This window comes from Abyssisolibacter fermentans, from assembly GCF_001559865.1.
Classification (GTDB): domain Bacteria; phylum Bacillota; class Clostridia; order Tissierellales; family MCWD3; genus Abyssisolibacter; species Abyssisolibacter fermentans.
Genome location: NZ_LOHE01000051.1, coordinates 1 through 22246 on the forward strand (window position 1 = coordinate 1; position 22246 = coordinate 22246).

19 protein-coding genes and 2 pseudogenes are annotated in these 22246 nt (G+C 28.8%); 10 read left to right on the top strand and 11 right to left on the bottom strand.

Going from position 1 to position 22246, the window contains the following annotated elements; all coding sequences use genetic code 11:
• Positions 1-295 precede the first annotated feature (295 nt).
• Positions 296-1591 (bottom strand): annotated as a pseudogene (locus AYC61_RS08120) (IS110 family RNA-guided transposase).
• A 403-nt stretch (positions 1592-1994) separates the two neighbouring features.
• On the opposite strand from AYC61_RS08120, the gene AYC61_RS08125 reads away from it, so the two are divergent.
• A complete protein-coding gene (locus AYC61_RS08125) occupies positions 1995-3812 on the top strand; it encodes a YcaO-like family protein (protein ID WP_066499531.1) in 1818 nt (605 codons plus the stop codon).
• A 70-nt stretch (positions 3813-3882) separates the two neighbouring features.
• Here AYC61_RS08125 and AYC61_RS21170 read toward each other — a convergent pair whose 3' ends face one another.
• From AYC61_RS21170 to AYC61_RS08145, 5 genes are all read right to left on the bottom strand, one after another.
• Entirely contained in the window at positions 3883-4242 is a 360-nt protein-coding gene (locus tag AYC61_RS21170) for a hypothetical protein (RefSeq protein WP_156456397.1), read from the bottom strand.
• A gap of 361 nt (positions 4243-4603) precedes the next feature.
• On the bottom strand, positions 4604-5254 hold the full coding sequence (locus AYC61_RS08130) for an ABC transporter ATP-binding protein (protein ID WP_066499541.1): 651 nt from the start codon (positions 5252-5254) through the stop codon (positions 4604-4606).
• On the bottom strand, positions 5251-6870 hold the full coding sequence (locus tag AYC61_RS08135; protein ID WP_066499551.1) for an ABC transporter permease: 1620 nt from the start codon (positions 6868-6870) through the stop codon (positions 5251-5253). The genes AYC61_RS08130 and AYC61_RS08135 overlap by 4 nt, the downstream gene beginning before the upstream one ends.
• Positions 6870-7895 carry a Fe(3+) ABC transporter substrate-binding protein gene (locus AYC61_RS08140; RefSeq protein WP_066499559.1) on the bottom strand — a complete coding sequence of 342 codons (1026 nt, stop codon included), beginning with the start codon at positions 7893-7895 and terminating at the stop codon, positions 6870-6872. The genes AYC61_RS08135 and AYC61_RS08140 overlap by 1 nt, the downstream gene beginning before the upstream one ends.
• 562 nt (positions 7896-8457) lie before the next feature.
• A complete protein-coding gene (locus tag AYC61_RS08145; RefSeq protein ID WP_338026028.1) occupies positions 8458-10650 on the bottom strand; it encodes a thioredoxin domain-containing protein in 2193 nt (730 codons plus the stop codon).
• Positions 10651-11009: 359 nt separating this feature from the next.
• Between AYC61_RS08145 and AYC61_RS08150 the strand changes: the two genes are divergently transcribed.
• From AYC61_RS08150 to AYC61_RS08160, 3 genes are all read left to right on the top strand, one after another.
• Complete coding sequence (locus tag AYC61_RS08150; protein WP_242866764.1) at positions 11010-11660, top strand: class I SAM-dependent methyltransferase; 651 nt, start codon at positions 11010-11012, stop codon at positions 11658-11660.
• Positions 11661-11990: 330 nt separating this feature from the next.
• Positions 11991-12512 (top strand): hypothetical protein, encoded by a 522-nt coding sequence (locus AYC61_RS08155; RefSeq protein WP_066499571.1) that lies wholly within the window; start codon positions 11991-11993, stop codon positions 12510-12512.
• 11 nt (positions 12513-12523) lie between these two features.
• Positions 12524-12730 carry a helix-turn-helix domain-containing protein gene (locus AYC61_RS08160; protein WP_066499573.1) on the top strand — a complete coding sequence of 69 codons (207 nt, stop codon included), beginning with the start codon at positions 12524-12526 and terminating at the stop codon, positions 12728-12730.
• Between the two features lie 252 nt (positions 12731-12982).
• Here the strand turns inward: AYC61_RS08160 and AYC61_RS20650 are convergent.
• The 3 genes and pseudogenes from AYC61_RS20650 to AYC61_RS20655 all read right to left on the bottom strand — a co-directional run.
• Positions 12983-13156 (bottom strand): annotated as a pseudogene (locus AYC61_RS20650) (DUF255 domain-containing protein); the annotation flags it as partial.
• A 441-nt stretch (positions 13157-13597) separates the two neighbouring features.
• Positions 13598-14452, bottom strand: coding sequence for a hypothetical protein (locus AYC61_RS08165; RefSeq protein WP_066499576.1), 855 nt, complete (start codon positions 14450-14452; stop codon positions 13598-13600).
• A gap of 105 nt (positions 14453-14557) precedes the next feature.
• Positions 14558-14710: a DUF255 domain-containing protein gene (locus AYC61_RS20655; protein ID WP_242866765.1), complete on the bottom strand. Its 153-nt coding sequence runs from the start codon at positions 14708-14710 to the stop codon at positions 14558-14560.
• A 170-nt stretch (positions 14711-14880) separates the two neighbouring features.
• Between AYC61_RS20655 and AYC61_RS08170 the strand changes: the two genes are divergently transcribed.
• The 5 genes from AYC61_RS08170 to AYC61_RS08190 all read left to right on the top strand — a co-directional run bounded on the left by AYC61_RS08170 (position 14881) and on the right by AYC61_RS08190 (position 18986).
• Positions 14881-15333: a GNAT family N-acetyltransferase gene (locus tag AYC61_RS08170; protein ID WP_066499577.1), complete on the top strand. Its 453-nt coding sequence runs from the start codon at positions 14881-14883 to the stop codon at positions 15331-15333.
• A 130-nt stretch (positions 15334-15463) separates the two neighbouring features.
• The gene (locus AYC61_RS08175) at positions 15464-15694 is read left to right on the top strand and encodes a hypothetical protein (protein WP_066499579.1); all 231 of its coding nucleotides are present in this window, start codon (positions 15464-15466) and stop codon (positions 15692-15694) included.
• Between the two features lie 384 nt (positions 15695-16078).
• On the top strand, positions 16079-16918 hold the full coding sequence (locus AYC61_RS08180; RefSeq protein ID WP_066499581.1) for an AraC family transcriptional regulator: 840 nt from the start codon (positions 16079-16081) through the stop codon (positions 16916-16918).
• 605 nt (positions 16919-17523) lie between these two features.
• Positions 17524-18402 (top strand): AraC family transcriptional regulator, encoded by an 879-nt coding sequence (locus tag AYC61_RS08185; RefSeq protein ID WP_242866766.1) that lies wholly within the window; start codon positions 17524-17526, stop codon positions 18400-18402.
• A 32-nt stretch (positions 18403-18434) separates the two neighbouring features.
• Positions 18435-18986 (top strand): GyrI-like domain-containing protein, encoded by a 552-nt coding sequence (locus tag AYC61_RS08190; protein ID WP_066499586.1) that lies wholly within the window; start codon positions 18435-18437, stop codon positions 18984-18986.
• 531 nt (positions 18987-19517) lie between these two features.
• Here AYC61_RS08190 and AYC61_RS08195 read toward each other — a convergent pair.
• Positions 19518-19964 (bottom strand): staygreen family protein, encoded by a 447-nt coding sequence (locus AYC61_RS08195; protein ID WP_066499589.1) that lies wholly within the window; start codon positions 19962-19964, stop codon positions 19518-19520.
• A 450-nt stretch (positions 19965-20414) separates the two neighbouring features.
• On the opposite strand from AYC61_RS08195, the gene AYC61_RS08200 reads away from it, so the two are divergent.
• Positions 20415-20783 carry a phage holin family protein gene (locus tag AYC61_RS08200; RefSeq protein WP_066499590.1) on the top strand — a complete coding sequence of 123 codons (369 nt, stop codon included), beginning with the start codon at positions 20415-20417 and terminating at the stop codon, positions 20781-20783.
• Between the two features lie 217 nt (positions 20784-21000).
• Here the strand turns inward: AYC61_RS08200 and ispG are convergent, their stop codons facing one another.
• Positions 21001-22050, bottom strand: a complete 1050-nt coding sequence (ispG, locus tag AYC61_RS08205; protein WP_066499592.1) for a flavodoxin-dependent (E)-4-hydroxy-3-methylbut-2-enyl-diphosphate synthase — start codon at positions 22048-22050, stop codon at positions 21001-21003.
• Positions 22051-22246: the final 196 nt, after the last annotated feature.

Sequence of the window (22246 nt, forward strand, 5' to 3'; positions counted from 1 at the left end):
ATATGAATAATCAGGGATTATCTTCTAATCAGTATTTTATGAGTAGTAATTTTTTTATTTAATCACAAATATACAGTTTTCTACATGTAATATTATTTTTTCTTCAATACATTTAAATATAGTATTTATTAGAAGTATAGCGTATTACAACTAACTAAACAGTATTTAATAAAGACCAGCTAGTAATAGTCAATAGTTTTTTAAGGAAAAAAGAAAATGAAATTTGGGTATAGCAAAGCTAGCTATTAGAAATATACGAACAATAGCTTAAAAGGATTTTATAAATTTAAGCCGATTAGGCTACTGATTTAGAGTGATTTTGTAGGTACATTTTCTCATGTATCCTAGGATCTCTAATCTCGTAAGGTTTCTGATTTTTTAGAATGGAGAATATGTATCTCGTTAATTTGCTCATAATAGCAACTAAAGCTACTTTATTCTTTTTACCTTTGAGGTTTTCTTTGTAATACTTAAGTAGAATTTCATTTATAGGCTTACCATTTCTAGTACTGCGGATAGAGGCCAATGCAACAGCATACAATGCTCGACGTCCAATTTTAGTTCCGCGTTTAGACATGGTGTTTTGATTGCTATTAAATTTACCAGATTGGTTTACAGAGGGATCTAAACCAAAAAACGCGACTAAGTGTTTAGGTTTGAGAAATCCTTTGATGTTACCAATCTCACTCATTATGGTTATTGCTGTTAATTCACCAATACCAGGAATTGAACATATTAATTCAATATTTTTTATAAATACTTCAGGAAGCTTACCGCTTTTTATATGAGAATGGATTTCTTTTAATAAAATATTTAGTTGTATTTCTAAGGTTTCTATTAGAGTAATTGTATTAGTTATTTTAACGTATAATCCTGGTGAGTGAATACCCATATAGATAGCTTCATTGGAAATCTCGATAAGCTTTTGATAAAGTTTTTCGCTATAACCTAAGCCTTTTCTTGAAGTCGTAGAAATAAGTTCTATTAAGGCGTTTTTATCGGCATCAATAATAGATTGTGGATTGTTGTATTTCTTAAGTATAGCTAAAGAGGTTTTACCAGTAATTTTTGAGAATGCAGAGCTGTAACCAGGGAAAATTACCCTTAAATCAGTAGATAGTTTTTTCTTGTAAGTAGATTTGGTATCTGTTAACTTATAGTAGTCTCTACAAAGCGATTTTAGAGTATAAATTTCAACATCGAATGCACAAGAACATTTTACATTTTGAAATTTACCTATTTTAGCAATGGATATTGCATCAGTTTTATCATTTTTTACTTTTCTTATTCCACTATTTTTGTTACTATTAGTAATGAGTGGATTAAAGATGAATGTTTCAAATTTATCTTTAAGGAAGTGGAAAAGAGTAAGGTGATAAACACCAGTAGATTCCATGAAAATGCCAGTTTTCATGTTAAACTCTTCTTCCGCTTTTTTTATTTGAGCTACTAGGTAATCAAAACCATTTCTATTATGGATAATTTAAAAGGGCTTTTTATAAGTTTCACCGTCAGGTGCAAGTATTGCTACTACTGAAAAATCTGCTGATACATCAATTCCGACTGTTGGTCTATAAAAAAATTTACTCATGATTATAATCTCCTTTATTTTTGAGATAGAATAGAAATTCCATTTCTATCAGTAATTCTATAACCTTGTTTGTGACACGGGTAGTTCCAAATTGGAAACCCAACCAGCTAAACATAGAGTTCTCACTGATGGAATGATACGCTAATTCACGGGTAATAATGACTCGATAGAGTCCTTCCCAGGGGGATTACATCTATCTTCTATTCAGGAGATATTATATCAAAATATTTAACTGTATTGGTTTCAATTTTAACGTAATAGAAAACTTAGTTTAGAAGTGAAATGAATGCCATGTTGGGCAGAATAATCAGAATGTTAATAAAAAGATTTGTCTTAATGTTCGTTATAATAATAGAGAGTTTTCTATTGAATGTTATGACTATATTATACAAGGGGGATTAGAATGGATACCTTCAGTAATAGAAAATATAAAGATGCTCTACCTATTAAAACAATAACTAATATTCGAAATATACTTTCAGATTTAGGAATTTTGGCAGTTGAAATAGGTTGGCAAAATTCTGCTGAGAACTTTTATTCTATAAATTTAGAAATTACTAATACTAATATAGGTACTAACGGAAAAGGCACATCATACCAATATGCACTGGCAAGTGCCTATGGTGAACTTATGGAACGATTACAAAATCAATCTTTCTTTAGATTAAATGCAGATTTAAGTAAAGAAGCATTAGAATATCAAGGCTTTTATTATGCTCCAGATGAAAAATTCTTTAAGCTACAGGATCTCCTAGATAGTGATGAAGATTGGATAAAAAAACAATTATCTAGTATAAATACTGACTCTGACAAGAAACAACTATTAGAAAAGTGGCAATTAGTTTCTTATGAAAAAATACCTTCTGATTTTATATCATTACCTTATCTAAATATAAATAACAATAAACTATCCTATATTCCAATTAAAATGATTTCTAAGATGTATGTATCTAATGGTATGTGCGGTGGTAATACAGAAGAAGAAGCTCTGGTACAAGGATTATCTGAAGTTTTCGAAAGACATGTTAATAAAGAAATAATTCAGAATAAAATTACACCACCAACTATTCCCCGAAATTACCTAGATAATTATCCAAGAATTAAAGCTATGATATCACAATTAGAATCTAGCGGAAATTATGAAATAATTGTAAAAGATTGCTCTTTAGAAAAAGGATATCCTGTAATAGGTGTTATTTATATTAATAAGGATGATCAAACTTATTTTATCAAGTTTGGAGCTCACCCAATGTTTGAAGTAGCTATTGAAAGAACATTGACAGAACTTTTACAAGGGCAGGATATAAAAAATATGAAAGGTGTAAAAGAATACGCATATAAACCAAATATTTATAATGAAAAGAATAATATTATGGGCATCCTTGTTAACGGATGTGGCTTTTATCCCGCTGAAATGTTTGACACAAAATTTAGTTATGAATTTTGTGAATTTAAGAATTTTAATGTATCAAATAACAAAGAGCTATTAAACTATTTAACAAATTTATTGATATCTGAGGGATATGATATTTTTATAAGAAATGTATCTTTTTTAGGTTTCCCAAGTTTTCATATCATTGTACCAGGTTTTAGCGAAATTGAAGAATTTGATGATATTGATGCAATAGATAGCTATTCAAAGTACAATAGAATAAAAAAATATATAAGGAATTTAGAAAATATTTCTGATATAGAAATAGAAGCAATAATAAATTTTTTTGAAACTGTAAATTATAACAAAGATGCTTCTATTACTCAATTTTTAAATCTTCCAGTTAAAAATATATTTCCATGGTATTATGCAAAAATTGATTTATTTATTACTGCACTTTGCTATAAAATAGGTGATTTCAAAAGTGCACACAAAACAATCAATAAATTTATTGACCATATGCAGCAAAACTCATATAACAAGCTTGAAAAAACTTATTATAGATGTGCAAGAGATTATATCGGAACAAAAATTGATGATATTGACGAGCAAGATGCTATAAAAATTTTAAGAATTTTCTATCCATTACCTATCATTAATGGTGTAATAACTGATTTTGGAAATCAAGAGCAAATTCTAAAGCAGTATGGTCAAATGAATTGCTGGGATTGTAAAAAATGTAAGCTGAAAAATAATTGTTTATATTCTTCAACAGAAAAAATATATAAGCTGGTAAAAGAACAATATTCTCTAAATCCAATTAATCAATTATTTGGTGAATATATCTAGAATAGTAAATACTCAATTTCAGGTATTAATAAAGCTGATAGTCTTATAGTAAACTATCAGCTACTTCTATTTATTTCATAGGAGTCATGCAAGTCATCCCATGCATAGAATGCATGGATGTCATTGATGACATACAGTTCATAGAATGCATACAATTCATTGATGACATGCAGTTCATAGAATGCATACAATTCATTGATGACATACAGTTCATAGAGTGCATACAATTCATTGATGACATACAGTTCATTGAATGCATACAGTTCATTGATGACATACAGTTCATTGAATGCATACAGTTCATTGAATGCATACAATTCATCGATTCCATACTATACATAGAATGCATGCAATTCATTGATTCCATACTATACATACATTTTCTATCTTTCCTTTTAATGCAGTCACTATTAGCGTTCATATTATCCATAAAAATCCCCCTTATTTCGACTTTAATAATAAAATATTATTTTTGAGTAAATTTACATTAATATGCATTCGAAATAACTGTTAAAAGCTTTATTATAATGCTTAATGATTAGTATTACAAATGCTTGTTAAGCTTGTTCTCACTAACATTATATGCATGGCTTATAAATATGTTATTATTGATAAATGTCAAACACAATTTCTTTCTAGTTTTAGAAATAATAACTTTTTGACTAAATAACATAGCCCTACAACTTGCATAATAAAATTTATTAATTAGAATTATAAATTTATCTTATTTGTAATTCATTGACCACAACTTATCGATATATTAGTAGGATTTTAAATAATATTCATTTGCTTTACACGATACTCATTTTACCAGATACAAGCCTCAATATTATATCTGCTGTCTTAGCATCTTCTGGATTATGAGTAACCATAATTGTCGTAATTTGGGTGAAATTAATAATTTCAAACAATTCATTTCGTACCTTTTCTAGCATTTCTGTATCTAAATTGCTAAAGGGTTCATCTAATAGTAAAATTTTAGGCTTAGGAGCTAAAGCTCTTGCAAGAGCAATTCTCTGTTGTTGACCACCACTAAGTTGATGTGGATACCTTTTTTCATAACCTTTTAAATTTACCAATTCAAGCATTGTTTCGATTCTTAATTTTCTTTCTTTTTTAGGTATATGGTCAACACCATAAGCAATATTTTTTTCAACTGTCATATGTGGAAATAAAGCATAATCCTGAAATACCATGCCTATTCCTCTATTCTCAGGTTTTACATTAGTTACCTTGTTAAATACCATTTTTTGATTAATTTCTATGCTACCAGAAAAAGGTTGTTCTAAACCAGATATAATTCTTAATAACGTTGATTTTCCACCCCCACTTGGACCAACAACTGCCATAATTTCTCCTTTATTCAATTCAAATGATACGTTATTTAATATTGGAACATTAGTATTATCATATTTAAAAACAATATTATTAAGTTTTATCATTTTACTTTCTCCTTTTGTAAAAATTGTAAAGTTGTTAGTGCAATCACACTTACTAAAACTATAACTAATGCATAAACAGAAGCTTCGTGAATCATTTCATCACCAGCATAAGTATAAACTTTAGTCGCTAATGTATCAAAATTAAAGGGTCTTAAAATAAGTGTCAATGGTAATTCTTTTAACACATCAACAAATATTAAGATAACAGCACTTATTATAGCTGGCTTTAAGATTGGTAAATCTACTTTGAAAAATGTGACCCAATCACTTTTACCAAGTAGTTTTGATGCTTCATAATACTTAATGCCCATTTTATTAAATCCCGATTCTATATTATTAAATCCTATAGCCATGAATCTGATTATCATTGCGAAAATCAGTATGATAATACTACTTGTCAGAAACAAATTTTTAAAGTCAAGAAATTCATAAATACGAGTTAACCCTCTATCAATACTTAAAAAAAATATCATAACAGCTACAGCAATAATTGAAGCTGGAACAGAATATCCAAGAATCACTACCCTAGAATAAATTTTTCTCAAAAATGATTTGCTTAATCTACTATAATTTCCGATAATTAGTCCGCAAATTAATACAGATATTGTAACTATAACTGCTAAAAATAATGTATTAAATATAAGCTTTGATAATCCTTTTAAGATTATATTATTAGAAGCTAGAATGCTCCAATAAATTAATTGTGCAATTGGAATAATGACACTTAAAATCATATAAAAACTATAGATACAATAAAAAACAATTTTATATATTTTACTTGGTTCTTTCTTTAATGAAGATTTCACTAATGCTCTAGGCTGACTGATACGTCCTTTTCCCCTTAATAATTGTTCAGTAACTAAAATGATGAACACAATAATCATAAGATTAGATGCTAGTCTAATTGCACTTTGAATGTCTCCTAATCCGAACCATGTTGAATAAATTGCTGTACTAAATGTTGGAACACCAAAATATTTTACTAGACCATAATCATTTAAGACTTCAAGTACTACTAATACTATACCACCAATAATTGCACCCCTACTCATTGGTAAAATTACCTTAAAAAAAGTCTGTCTTGGAGTTTTACCTAAAAGTATTGATGATTCAAAATAACTATCAGGCAATTTATAAAAAAAAGATATTGTAGCTAGAATAACATATGGCATCAAGAATAGACTAAATACAAATATTACACCACCTGTTGATAGAATATCAATTCTAATTGGCTGTAGACTTAAAGCTCTAAAAATTCTTTCTAATGTTCCAGTATAATTAAATATACCATTATAAATATATCCTGCAATATAAGGTGGTATTGCCATTGGTATAAAAAGTAAAGTTGTTAATAAACTATTACCCTTAAATTTATATTGAGTTAAACTCCATGATAAATATGTTCCTATTATACCTGTAATAATCCCAACCGAAATAACTAATATCAAAGAATTCATAATATATTGATTTAATAAATATGTTTTAATATGAATCCATGATTCAGTTACAGGTTGAAAGATTCCTTTGAACAAAGCTAAAGTTGGTAACAATATTAATAATATAATAATAGTAGTTATTGAAAAAAGGAGACTAGGTCTCCTAAAATTACAACTCATTATTTCCAACCAACTTTGTTAAATATTTTTACTGCATCACTATTGTATTTACCAAGAAGTGATAAATCAATGTCCTGTCTACTAAATTCACCCCAGCTCTTCAATAAATCTGAAGGTTCTACATTAGGGTTTACTGGATATTCGTAATTTGCATTAGCGTAATCATACTGAGCTTTTTCACCAGTTAAATATTCTATAAGCTTTATTGCTTCATCTGAATGCTTTCCATGCTTAGTAAGACCAGCTCCACTAATATTAATATGTGTGCCATTTGTCTCTTGATTAGGGAAAAATACGCCTATTTGTTTTCCTACTTCTACCTCATATTCATCAGCTGAATTTAATAACTTACCTACATAGTAAGTATTAACTATAGCAACATCACCTTCACCAGCAACAACTGCCTTCATCTGATCTCTATCGTTACCTTCTGGCGTTCTAGCCATATTATTAACCAAACCTTCTGCCCACTCAGTTGCTTTCTCTTCTCCATTTAATGAGATGAACGATGCTAATAATGATTGATTATATATATTACCTGAACTTCTTACAAGAACTTTACCTTTCCATTGCTGCTCAGTCAAAGCTTCATATGTTGATAAATTTGTAGGATTAACTCTGTCGATTGAATATGCTATAACTCTAGCACGCATTGTTAAAGCCACCCAATTATTATTACTTTCTCTTAAATTTTGTGGTACATTTGAATCAACTACTTTTGACTCAATTGGTTTTAACAATTCTTTCTCTTGAGCTCTATATAAACGCCCTGCATCTGATGTAATAACTAAATCTGCCTCTGTATCCTCACCTTCAGTAGTTAAACGTTCTAATAATTCATCTGATGCTGCTTTTACTACATTAACCTGAATACCAGTTTCATCAGTAAATGCATCATATAATGCTTGGTCTGTATCATAATGCCTATCTGTATATATATTTACCACCTTTTCATCATTCTTCTGGCAACCAACAATACTTAAAACCATAATTCCAATAAGTACTAAAATAAATATTTTTTTCATAACAACCTCCTTAGTTTATGATAATGATAATTCATATCATTTATGCCATTATAAATAATAATTATTATCAAGTCAATGGTGCTTGTTGGAGTATTTATTAATTTGATACTCATATTGATACTAATGGTATATTATGTTTTTATAATTATTGAAATGTTCTCAGTTATTTTACAATAGTTTAAATATATTTTTGAATAATTTAGTTGAATAATAAAAATATACAATAATAAATAATGGTCTATCTTCATCAACCTAATTATTTAGGTTTGATAAAAATAGACCATTATTTTATTAATTCAACCCTGATTATTTATATAGCTTTGAAAAATATGTATGTTGAGAATTCAACGAATATCTCATACCAAGAAGAATATTATTATTGAATCTCCTATTCAATTACTTCCTAGAAGTAAGCGTAAATTACACCTAATATTCATTCTCTAATATATAACTCACTACTCATTTCATTCCTATGAGTAAGTGATTTATAGATTTCTGTTCTCTACTCATGAGTAATCGACTCACATAAAATCAAATATTTCAGTTCTCTGCTCATAATTTTCTATGAATAATCTGTGTTTGAAATATTATCCAGTACTTTATTTAAATCTGTTGAAGGCTCTATACAGGAAAATCCTTCGCATATATAAACAGTAGGTTTATCATTAATCATCTTTTTATTTACCATTTCCTTATTTAAATCTTTCATAGAATCATTGTTAAGTAGCAAAGTAAAATATGAACTAAATTCTTTATTTATTTGATTGATGAAATCATTTACTGGCTTATCTATATTACTTGAAGCTATAACAATGTCTCTTGATTTATTGTAATAGTAAATCAATGATATTAACAAAAAGCTAGTATGTCTTGGGGAATTGTTAATATCAGTAGAAAAATTCATCAATAAAGCTTCATAATTTTTTATCAACGAATCATCAATCATTCTAGATAATCTTAATAAATTATAAGCAGCAACTGAGTTACCTGACATCATTGCACCATCATATATTTCCTTTGGTTTCATTATTAAAATTTCATTATCTTCGCCATATAAGAAGAATCCACCGTTTTCACTATCTTCAAATATATTTATCATATCACTGTTTAACCTTAATGCGATATCTAAATATTTTGTTTCTAAAGTTGCTTCATAAGTTTCTATCAATCCCCAAACTAAAAAAGCATAATCATCTAATAATGCTAAATTTTTAGACTCGTTTTCTCTAAACCTTATTAGTAATCTTCCATCATCCCTAAATAAATTGTTTTCAATAAACTTAATTGCTTTTTCTGCCATTTCTATATAACTCTTTTCCTCTAGAACTTTACCTGCATTTGCTAGTGCAGCAATCATCAACCCATTCCAAGCTGTAAGAATTTTGTCGTCCTTATGTGGAGCAATTCTCTTAGTTCGATATTGAAGCAATTTATTTTTACATTTATTCAGTTTGTCTTTAATATTGGGATCATTAAACTCAGTTATGTCTTTTTTTATTAGGTTAGGAATATTAGATCCTTCAAAATTACCTCTCTTGCTTATACCGTAAAAGTCGCTAAACATCTTTGCATCACTTTCACCTAAGATTTCGATTATTTCATCATAGGACCAAACATAATATTTCCCCTCAACACCCTCTGAATCAGCATCTATAGCGCTATGAAATCCACCTTTTTCATCGGTCATATCTCTTAAAACAAACTGTACTATCTCTTTAGCTATATCTTTATATAAGCAGTCTTTTGTTATTGCGTATGCATCAGTATAAGCCATAAGTAACAATGCATTATCGTACAACATTTTTTCAAAATGAGGCACTAACCATATTTTATCAGTAGAGTATCTAGCAAAACCACCACCAATATGATCATAAATTCCACCTTTATACATACTCTTTAATGTATCTAAACACATGTTAAAAGCTTCTTGTTTATTATAAAACTTATAATATCGCAGCAAATATAATAACTGATGAGCTGAGGGAAATTTAGGAGCATCTCCAAAACCACCATATTCATTATCATATTCATCTAAAAATTGTTCAAAAGTTTTATCAAATACATTTTTTTCTATCTCACTCTGCTCATTACCTTTTTGCTGTGCTTTTAAAAAATTTGTTATCTCGTTACTTTTATTTAATAACTCATCTTTGTTATCATTCCATAACTTTGCTATGTTTTTAAGCAAATCTGCAAGTCCAGTTATGCCATATCTGCTTTCTTTTGGAAAATAGGTTCCTGCATAAAATGGCTTTTTATCCGGTGTTAGAAATATATTAAGTGGCCATCCACCACTTCCACTAATAATTTGACATACATTCATGTAAACAGTATCGATATCTGGTCTTTCTTCTCTATCTACTTTAATTGCTACAAAATTTTCATTTAAAATCTCAGCAATCATTTCATCCTCAAATGATTCTCTTTCCATCACATGACACCAATGGCAAGTTGAATATCCTATGCTTAAAAATATAGGCTTATCTTCAGCTTTAGCTCTTAAAAATGCTTCATCACTCCATGGAAACCAGTTTACAGGGTTATTTTTATGCTGTAAAAGATATGGTGACTTTTCTTTTGCTAACTTGTTTTCTTTTCTTTGCACAGTTTGTGACATGTTAGCACCTTCCTTCTTGTTGTTTTTGTAATAGTTTACCACTTCAGAAGTTGGACTATTCATATAACTAATAGGATTTTTGTAAGTCAAAGAAATAGTTGGTATAGAGTTGATTTCTAATATATTATAAAATCTCATTAAATGTAATAATTAGGTTAAACTAATTATAAATTCCACATAGTTAATCATAATTTATTCATATTTCAAACTCTAGATAGTAAACAATTTGGTGCCTTGCATAAATTTATGTATAATATAGTACAAGAAATTATTTGCAATTGATTTTATATACTTCAAAACTGGTTACCTTCCTAAACATTCATAAATGACAGCAAAATTTTCATGTGAAGAACATTCAAATTGTACTATTTTCTGCATTAATATAGAATGTAAGTAAATATTTTCTTGATTATCCATATGAATTTTCATATAATTAGTTTATAATTCAATAATACTCATAAAAAGATTAAATAGTTTTAAATTTGGAGGAACATATAGTGGATCAAAAACCTATAATAAACACTGAAATCAGTAATATTAAAATGAAATTTAAAACTTCTACTGAACTTTTTTCACCAAAAGATATCGATAAGGGTACCCTTGCAATGCTATCTGTAACAGAGTTTTGTAAAAATGATAAGGTATTAGATTTAGGTTGTGGGTATGGAGTAGTAGGTATATTAGCCGCAAAAATTATACATGCTACTAATGTAGTTATGGTAGACAAAGACAGTTGTGCAGTTAACCACGCAAAAGAAAACGCTATATTAAACAATGTTACAGAGGTTAGATTATATCAAAGTGATGGATTTAAAAATTTTCATGAAAAAGATTTTTCTTTAATTTTATCAAATCCACCTTATCATGCAGATTTTTCTGTGCCAAAGGAATTTATTGAAAAGGGGTTTAACAGATTAACTATTGGCGGAAAGATGTATATGGTTACTAAAAGAAAAGAGTGGTATAAAAATAAATTGATATCAATATTTGGTGGAGTAAAGATATGGGAAATAGATGGTTATTTTGTTTTCATGGTAATCAAAAAAAGTAATTCTTACGCCAAGATTAAATCCAAGAAAAGAAATAGAACAAGGAATAAATCTATAATAACCAAAAATAATTCTGTACACAATATTCCTAAATTATGAATCAAAAATTTTCTTATTTCTTATGAACAAGTCTATTTTTATATAGACTTGTTTTTTGTGCTAAAAATAAACCTACTTTTTGTAAACAAAATTTCATATTCTGTTTATAGTTCTATCAATTTAGACTGCTGGTGAAGTATTTATTCTCCTTATTTCTTAACTGTTTACCTTCCCTAACTGTCATCAATGACAAGTTGAATATCCTATGCTTAAAAATATAGGCTTATGTAGAAAATATTATAAATTTACCGTTAAAATTATCGTTTTATTTTAAATATTTATTGTTTTATTTTAAATTTTGGTATATAATACCTATGAGGTGATAGTAATATGAATATACATAAAATGATTTCATGGTTAAATGTTACAAGGATAATATTAAAAGTCGGAGGTATTTTATCTTACATTAGTTTATTTGTAATAAACGGTAATTTATTTAACGGATGGCAAAAATTTATGTTAGGTAATACAACTGTTTATATACCTTTAGTCACAAAATATCAATTTTCAGTAATTATAACAATTCCATTATTTATTTTAACTTTAATAGGATTACAGGAATTTATAACAATTTTAAAATCAATTGAAAATAAAAAAACGCCTTTTACATTAGAAAGTGTTACAATATTTAAAAATTTTAGCAAGAAAATTTTAGTCTTTGGTGCCATTAAAGTAATCATAGATATTTGTGGTAATTTAATTGGAATTGCTACTACAAATGGATTTAGTTTTCAAGTAGTTATTTTAATCTTTCCAATTGAATATGTTATTGCTGCCTTAATGATGCTAGGTGTAGCATACATTGTTCACTTTGGATTAGAATTACAATCTGAAAATGATATGTTTATTTAGAGGGATAAGTAATGAAAATTATAGTTAGATTAGATAGAGTAATGGCATATAGAAAAATGTCATTAAATGAATTGTCTCAAAGAGTAGGATTAACTACAGTTAATTTATCTTTATTAAAAACTGGAAAAGTCAAGGGCATACGATTTAATACATTAGCTGCAATTTGTAAAGAATTAGAATGCCAACCTGGAGATATTTTAGAATATGTTGAAGAGTAAAGCATGATATATTGATTTCAACTCAATTTAGAATATAAATGTGATACTAAGACCATCAAGGGCAATTCCACTTTTTCACACGGGACTTGCTCTTTTCTTATAAGTTTTAAAATGTACCAAAAATCTATCTTGTTAATTCAATCATAGGTGTTCATTATCCTCTTCTATTTTAAAAGCACTTCAGTTCAAAATTCACCTTATCCCCTTGATTCTACTCACTTTTAAACTGGTTACCTTCCCAAACTGTCATCAATGGCAGGTTGAATATCCTATGCTTAAAAATATAGGCTTATCTTCAGCTTTAGCTCTTAAAAATGCTTCATCACTCCATGGAAACCAATCTACAGGGTTATTTTTATGCTGTAAAAGATATGGTGACTTTTCTTTCGCTAACTTGTTTTCTTTTCCTTGCACAGTTTGTAACATGTTATCACCTTCCTTTTTTTGGTTTTGTATAGTTTACCACTGGGAAAATTGGACTATTCATTATATTGCCATAAAAAGATAATCATTGTTTGATTGTTCAATTAATTTCAGTATAATTCAATGTTTATGATTAATTCACTGTATTAAAATATAACAATAACGAAATAAAAATTATTTATATTAGCTTTATTAGCATGTCAGATGACAGTCTTATTTTTATAAAATTTTGTAACGAATTTACGTTTTGATAGTCTTATATATCTCTACTTTTATTTCTTCATCTAATCTCGTATATATAATGTTATCTATAATTGTTTTATATAATTCATTCTGTTCTTCCTAAGTCAAATTAGGATTACTTATGAATTCTTCATGTGTATATATACCAGCTTCATAATCCCTATCTTGTCTCTCAATAAGAGATAATTACTCTTTAAACTTTTATTTCAAGTTTTTATTATTACTTAATAACTGATTCATAACACTAACCCAAAAATAACTACCAAGTAAATGTAAAATGATAACAATAAAAGTCCACCCTTCCTTAATATAAAGGATACCAGTACGATATAGCACATATTCACTAACAAACAAGCAGACAAACACACAGGCTTTCTGTATCCAGTGTAGCTTAGCTTTATATAGCTCAATCATTAATATAATCAGACAAGACATTATGATTACAGCTGTTGAAGTATGATTTCTTGATAAGTCTGAAGTAAAATTGATTCTGAATATTTGTATTTTCAATAATTTCAAAGTCGTGATTATACTATTCCCAAAGGTTGTAAAGACACTTAGGAAAAGAGTAATATAATATACATATTTGGATGGTACATCTAGTAACTTTTTGTACCATTTTTTTACTAACCAACAGTACGGTATGTACCCAATTACTGTAAAGATAGTTTTATACCAGAACTGTTCATATATTCCCAGCTTTACAAACAATTCTTCAATGGTGAAATAAATTGCTGCAAATATAAGAAACCATATATTAGAAAGATTATATACTGCTATTAACACCGCTGTTGTTGAAACCGAAACTTGAGAAAAGACGTTACCTAAAACAGCATCTTGAAAATTGTCTGTTACAAGACCCGGATAGTATGTATATGCATTAAAAACAAGCAAAAGTAATATTTCTATAAGATATGTCAACCCTATAATAGAAAAAGTAAAAGCCATACTTAACTTACGATTTGGTGATTTATGATATGTGAATACAAAAGATACTATACTCGTTACAAATAGCAATATATACCATATTGTATTGCTCCAAAACAATTCTCTCATATTATTTCCTCGCTAATTTACTATATTAAAACAGAAATCCATATCACTTAGCAACAGATTATTTGATTCTAGTAATGAAATTGCCACCTGTTGAATATCCTATGCTTAAAAATATAGGCTTATCTTCAGCTTAAGCTCTTGAAAATACTTCATCACTCTCCATGAAAACCAGTCTACAGGATTATTTTTATGCTGTAAAAGATATAGTAACTTTTCTTTTGCTAACTTGTTTTCTTTTCTTTGCACAGTTTGTGACATGTTAGCACCTTCATTCTTGTTTTTGTATAGTTTACCACTGCACAAGCCTTACTATTCATTGTTTCAATATCACATAAAAAGGTAATCCTTGGTTGATTGCCCAAGTAATTTTCTGTATAATATATAAGCGTAGTCATTTAAAACATTGAACTAAGAAAGAGAGGTCATTTATGATTAGACTTGTTACAAATCAAGATTTCAATGCGTGGTTAGAATTAGCCAAAGAGGTCGAACCATTATTTGGTAAAATGGTTGGATGTGAAGATTTTAAAAAAGGAATAAAGGAATGCATATCTAATTTATCAGCTTTTTGTTTTGTAAATACTAATAATGATATTGAAGGGGTAATTGCAATTAATAAAGATGAAAATGAAATAGCTTGGTTGGCAGTTAAAAAAAAATGTCGCGGAAAAGGATATGGTTATCAATTATTAAAAGCTGCAATTAATTGTTTAGATAATAAAAATCCTATATTTGTACAAACTTTTTCTTCTAAAGTAAAAGCTGGTGAAGCTGCAAGAAAGTTATATATGCAATTTGGATTCAAAGATTATAAAGATAGTGGCAAAAATCCTGCTGGTATTGAAACAATAATAATGAAGTTGGAGAAAAGCGTTAATTAATACAATCAAAGCTAAGTTCATTTTTCACATTGGACTTGCTCTTTTTTTATTGATTTTATATTCGTTTATTTCACTTGCTTCTTAACTAGTTATCTTCCCAAACTGTCATCAAAGGCAGGTTGATTATCATATGTTTAAAAAAATAGACTTATCTTCAGCTTCGAAACTCTTTAGCTTTAATTCTTCTACACAATCTAAATACATTGTTGCGTATAATTACATTTCTGAGGAACAAAAAAGTGGAGCTGTCAGCATAGACAACTACTATTTTGTAGGCAATTATAGCAATTTAGAAAATTTATCAGAAAATGAATTGAAGAAAGTTACAAATAGTGCAGTTCTTATTTGGAGTAATGAGTAAATAACTAAATTATAGATTGTTCTGCTTTACAACCATTTATTATGAGTATAATTTTAATTAGCATTCTTTGAATATCGTGAATACAAATAAAACCGTTAAGAGCAATTCCACTATTTTAATTGGACTGCTCTTTTCTTATATGTTTTAAACTCTAGCAAAAAAGTCCAATCTTATTAAAACTATTCACTAATTTAATGTCATTTTCATATGTTAAGGGAATGGTTGATTGATTGTCTATGTTAATTTCTGTATAATATATTTAGAATTGGTTCATAGTTGTTTAATTATGTGAAGTAACGGTTATTTTTACGAGACAAATAAAAGCATTCTGTGACAGGAAAGATATCAAACGAATTGATATTATATGTATAAAGGAGAGATTAAATGGAGTGGATACAGAGTCTTAATAGCGCAATTGATTATATTGAAGAACATTTGTTTACAGATTTGAGCTGCGAAGATATTGCAGAACATATCTATTCATCTACTTTTCACTTTCAAAGAGTGTTTAGTTTGTTGACGGGAATGACAGTTGGAGAGTATATCAGACATAGACGTCTTTCTTTGGCTGGACAGGAGTTAATAATGTCGCAAACAAAAGTGATTAATATTGCTCTAAAATACGGATATAACACGCCCGAAAGCTTCACAAAAGCATTTAGTAGATTTCATGGAATAACTCCAAATCAAGCAAAAAAAGAAGGTTCTAATCTAAAATCATTTAATCGTCTTCTTATTAAAGTTATATTGGAAGGTGGTAATATTATGGATTACAAAATTGTTAAAAGACAGGAATATACGATTATTGCGAAAACAAGATATTTTACATCAGAAAACAGTTCAGAAGAAATTCCTAAGTTCTGGTCTGAATATTTTGCAGATGGTTCACATGAGACTGTATGCGGTATGCTTGGAATTTGCGAGCAAGAGAAAGCAGGATGTAAAGAGTTTCGTTATGGTATTGGTTGTGAATGTAGTAATAATGATAAGATACCAAATGGGTTTGAAAAACTAACGATTCCTGCACATACATGGGCAGTGTTTAAATGTGTCGGACCAATGCCTTATACTATTCAGAATACATGGAAAAGAATTTATAGCGAATGGCTTCCACAATCAGAATATGAATTAATACCTGATTATGATATTGAGCTATATACTGATGGGAATAACCAGAGCAAAGACTATCTTAGTGAGATTTGGATACCTGTTAAAAAGAAATAATTTTTACATCATTTTTATATGGTGAATAAAATAAAACCTTCAAGGGCAATTCCATTTTTATATTGGATTTGCTCTTTTCTTATAGATTCTAACATAAGAAATCGCATCTTATTAGTTTAATCCTTATTGTTGGTTTTTCCCTTCTATTTCAAAAATGCTTACAATTAAAATTAATTTAAAATTCAGCATTATCCTTGATTTTACTTACTTCAGATTGGATTATATGCATGCTACAATAGGTATTTTTTCATGTACCAATCTATTTGCTTTTCGCTATGTATTTTCAGACATATTCTCACCTTCCTTCTTGTTGTTTAGTATAGTTTGCCACTGCGGAGGCCTTATTCATTGTGTCAGTATTACTTTTCCGTAAAAAGGTAAAACTCGTTTGATTGTCCATGTTAATTTTCGTATAATACAAGTATATAATTAGTTAACAGTCGTAAGATAAGATGTAGTTGTATTACAGCCAAGTATCAATATAAATTGATTTTAAAGTTGAATAATCAATTTATGTGTAAATTAAGATATTTAAAAGTTAATATACTTTACATTTTTAGTACACCAACTGCAAAGCAATATATTATTTTCTCTGCTAAACTATAATGGAAGGAATGATAAATGTGGATTGGCTAAAAAGAATGAACGCAGCTATAGATTATATTGAGGATAACATCACATGTGATATCGACTATAAGGAGCTTGCAAAAATTGCTTGTTGTCCCAATTACCATTTTCAACGTATGTTTTCGTTTATTACAGAAATACCACTTTCTGAATATATCAGACGTAGGCGCTTAACACTTGCAGCTTTTGAGTTACAGCAAAATCATTGTAGCGTTATAGAGATTGCACAAAAGTATGGCTATACATCTCATTCAGCCTTTACTCGTGCATTTAATGAGCTTCATGGAATTGCACCTACATCTGCGCGTAAATCAGGTGCAAAATTGAAAGCTTATCCACGTATGTCTTTTCATTTCTCGATTGTAGGAGGTTCAGAAATGAATTACAGATTTGAAAAAATCGATTCGTTTTCAGCAGTAGGTTTCAAATATAATGTGAACACTGAAAAAGCATTCAATACAGTACCTATGATTTGGCAAGAGGTTCAACAAAATGGCTTTTCAGAAAGATTACTTAGTTTAATGGATACGAATGAAGAAAAGTCACTAAACGGTGTATTTGGTATTTTATCAGATGGTGATTGGGGTAAGAAAAAAGATTTTTCTTACTACTTGGCTGTTCCCTATAAAAAGGAAACTCCTGTAGGTATGGAGAAATTAACCTTTCCAGAAAGCCAATGGGTAGTATTTGAAGCCTCCAATCTTACTGATATCGTAAAAGCTTGGAAGCGTTTATATACCGATTGGGTTCCTACATCAAATTATTTCCTTGCTGATTTACCTGCCATTGAGTGCTATTATCCTCCAGGACACAATCCCCAAAATGAAATCTGGATACCTATTGTTAAGAAAAATTAATTACTCAAATATAGTATGAAAGGAATGATAAAATGGCAACATTAAAAAAAATAGAATTTGTAGATTTTGGTCCATACAAGATTATTGGAAAAGAAATAAGAACAAAGCACGAAAGCTTTAATCCTATTTTTCAATCAAAGTATCAAACTATCCCTTCATTATGGAAACAATGCTTTTCTGATGGTACATTTGATACTCTTGCAAAGATGAGCGAATATTGTCCAAGTGAAACTCCAGATGCTTATGAGGGATATATGAGGGATTTTTGTAGTGAAGATGAAACATTCACTTACCTCGTGGGTTTTTTTATGAATGCAAATACTCCAGTTCCTAAAGGATATGCTTTTTATTATGTGCCAGCTTGTACCATTGCAAAAGCATGGATCGAGGGCGAAGAATATGACATATACCCTAATGCACATCAACTAACAGTTGAAGCAATTAATCAAAATGGATATGTTGTTGATTGGGAAAATTACTTTTCATGTGAAGTATATACTGACACACGATTTGGAATCCCTAAGAATAATGGACAGAAAGTTTTAATTCTTGATTATTATATTCCTTGTATTAAAAAATCATAAAAGAATTACTTAATTTTTCCGTTATACAAAATGAATATCATACAAAATTAATTAAGTAAATCAACTAATACCCTCATTGGCAATTCCACTTTTTCGCTGGAATTGCTCTTTTCTTATAGATTTTAAACTAGTTACCTTCCCAAACTGTCATTAATGACAAGTACGTAAAAGCAACCAGTTACCAATTGAAAGGAATATAAGCTTATCATCATCCCATGGATGCTAATCCTTATAAACGTGCTGCAAGATATGGTGATTTTTTAACTATTAATCTAATAAATGTACGTTTATTGTAGACGGTCGCTTTATCACCACCATTCATGCTTTTATATTTGCAATATACTCATAAACATAAGTATTCTATTCATTTTTTTATAGCATAGCTGTTTTTTATGGCAAGGAAATAGATTTATAAATATACCTTAATTTTTTACTAGAATTGTTCTATCTCTTTGATTTCAATCTGTTTATTCTCTATCCTTACAACTGTTTAATATACAAGGGAGGCATTTTACTTGTAAGAGTAACGTCCTACTTGTAATCTTTAAGCGTACCCCAGTACTCAAATCGGTTATAATCAGGGTTTGTTGAGTCAAAATATATCCAGATCGGTGCGTTATCTAAATCGGGATGTGCAGCAAAAAAACTATTGTCCCCATATCTGATAGCTTCTAGTGCAAGTGGTAATTCACGCCTGAAAATACCATCTCGTATAGACGATACTAACGGTTCAAACTGACCGTCTACATAAACATATACATACAAAAATGGATTACCGTTGTATGTTCTCCATTCTGCAAGCACTTCATCTCTCATGGGATTGATCTTGTCATAAGCAAACTGTAAACCTATGGTAAGAAAAAGGTCTGCAGTTATATCTGAGTGTGTTAATGTATACTTACGCGATATTACTGGTTCTGTCTTTGTAACGTCTGGTCTATATTCAACATATAACTTATCAGGATTAAGTCTTTTCACAGTTATCCTCCTTGTCCATGGGCTGCAGCTATTGTTGCTAACTGCCCACAACATATATAACATACTACCATAACTCTACATGAAGATTTTTTCTCTTTATTAACTTACAATATTTTATGTAGAGTAGATAAGAAATGTTACAACGGACTCCTTCGACCTATTTTTAAAAAAATTTTCTTATATTCTGTTATGATGACATAAATTCTGGTGCTAGTAACTGGTTTGCCACTAGAAACAAGTGCAAATTAATAACCAGTTAGCTATACCCAATTGAAAGTAATATGTTTCTTATATTTGTAATATATCCATAAACATATAGCATAATAATTACACAATAATTTAAAGAAAATTTATACATAAAAAATATATAAAAAAAGTTTCTGGAAGATATAAATTTTTACAATATGGTAAACACTAATTATAAGAACTAAACAAGAAAGGAATGAAAATATGAGTAATGTTGAAAAAAACAGAAACAAAGAAAGGAAAAGTATTTTTAGCTATATAATAAGATTTATTTTAGCAGCTATTGTATTATCAATTGCCTCTTTTTTAACTCCAGGTTTTAGCATAAGAGGATTAGGTCCAATTATATTAGCATCCATTGTAATTATGGCAATAGATTCTCTAGTAGAATCAATAATGGGTGTTGATGCATCACCATTCGGTAAAGGAATTAAGGGTTTTTTCATTGCAGCTATAATTATATATGTTGCACAATTTATAGTTCCTAATATGAATGTATCTATAATAGGTGCTTTATTAGCTTCGTTAGTTATTGGAATATTAGATGCTGTCATACCAGGAAGAATGATGTAGTACATGAAATAAACTACAATGTTGATACTACAAGTTTGGCAGCAACCTATACAAATGTTAAATGAAAAGACATTTCAATAGTACTGCCAAATAGTAGTACCACCATTATTTATTGCTGAAATAACAATTGCACAGCAAATTTGATACACCAAGTAATTTATAAATTTGTAAAATTCTCGAATTACTTATAGATGATTTTCTTTCTACAACTTCATATTTATAATTTTTCAATTTCTTTCATAAGTTCTTCCACTAAATTTTCTTCTTTAACTTTTTTTATTACTTCACCTTTTTTAAATATTAAACCTACTCCATTTCCTCCTGCAATGCCAATATCTGCTTCTCTAGCTTCCCCAGGACCATTAACTACACATCCCATTATAGCTACCTTAATATTTTTTTTACACTTTGCTAGTCTTTTTTCTACTTCTTTAGCTATTTTTATAAGATTTATTTGTGTTCTACCACATGTAGGACAGGATATAAACTTAATACCTTCTTTTATATAACCTAAAGATTTAAGAATTTCACGTCCTACCATAACTTCATCCAATACATCCTCAGTAAGTGAAACTCTTATAGTATCCCCAATACCTTCTGATAAAAGGCTTCCTATACCTATACTTGATTTTATAGTTCCACTCCATAAAGTTCCTGCTTCTGTAACGCCTAGATGAAGCGGATAATTTACTTTTTTAGAGATCAATCTGTAACTATCTATCATATCCATTACATCAGATGATTTTATAGAAATGCATATATCATAAAAGTTTAAACTTTCTAAAATTCTTACATGTTTTAAAGCACTTTCAACCAATGCTTCTGGACAAACTTTTGTATATTTCTCTAAAATATCCTTTTCTAAAGAACCTGAATTAACTCCAATTCTGATAGGTATACCTTTATTTTGGGCAGCTTCTACTACCATTTTTATTCTATCTAAGTTTCCTATATTACCTGGATTTATCCTTAAAGCATCTACTCCATTTTCTATAGATTTGAGAGCTAATTTATAATCAAAATGTATATCTGCTACTAAAGGAATATGAATTTGTTTTATTATATTCTTCAAAGCCTCTGCTGCTACTATATCAGGTACAGCACACCTAATAATGTCACAACCTACTTTTTCCAATTTAAGTATTTGACTTACAGTAGCATCTACATCTCTAGTATCTGTATTAGTCATTGACTGTACAGAAATTTTTGAATCTCCACCTATATAGATGTTTCCTACTTTTATTTTTCTTGTAATTTTCCTAATCATTAATATTCTCTCCCTTTATTTTTTATATTTAACTTATCCCAGATTTTCCATACAAAATTAAATACCTTTTATAAATGAACCTCATTATTTGAATGTATGACAATTCGTATAAAATCATAAACTTACAGCATATTATTTGGGCATTATATGAATTTTCAGGGCTTATTTATAGTATAGTAAAGGATATTCAATTTTA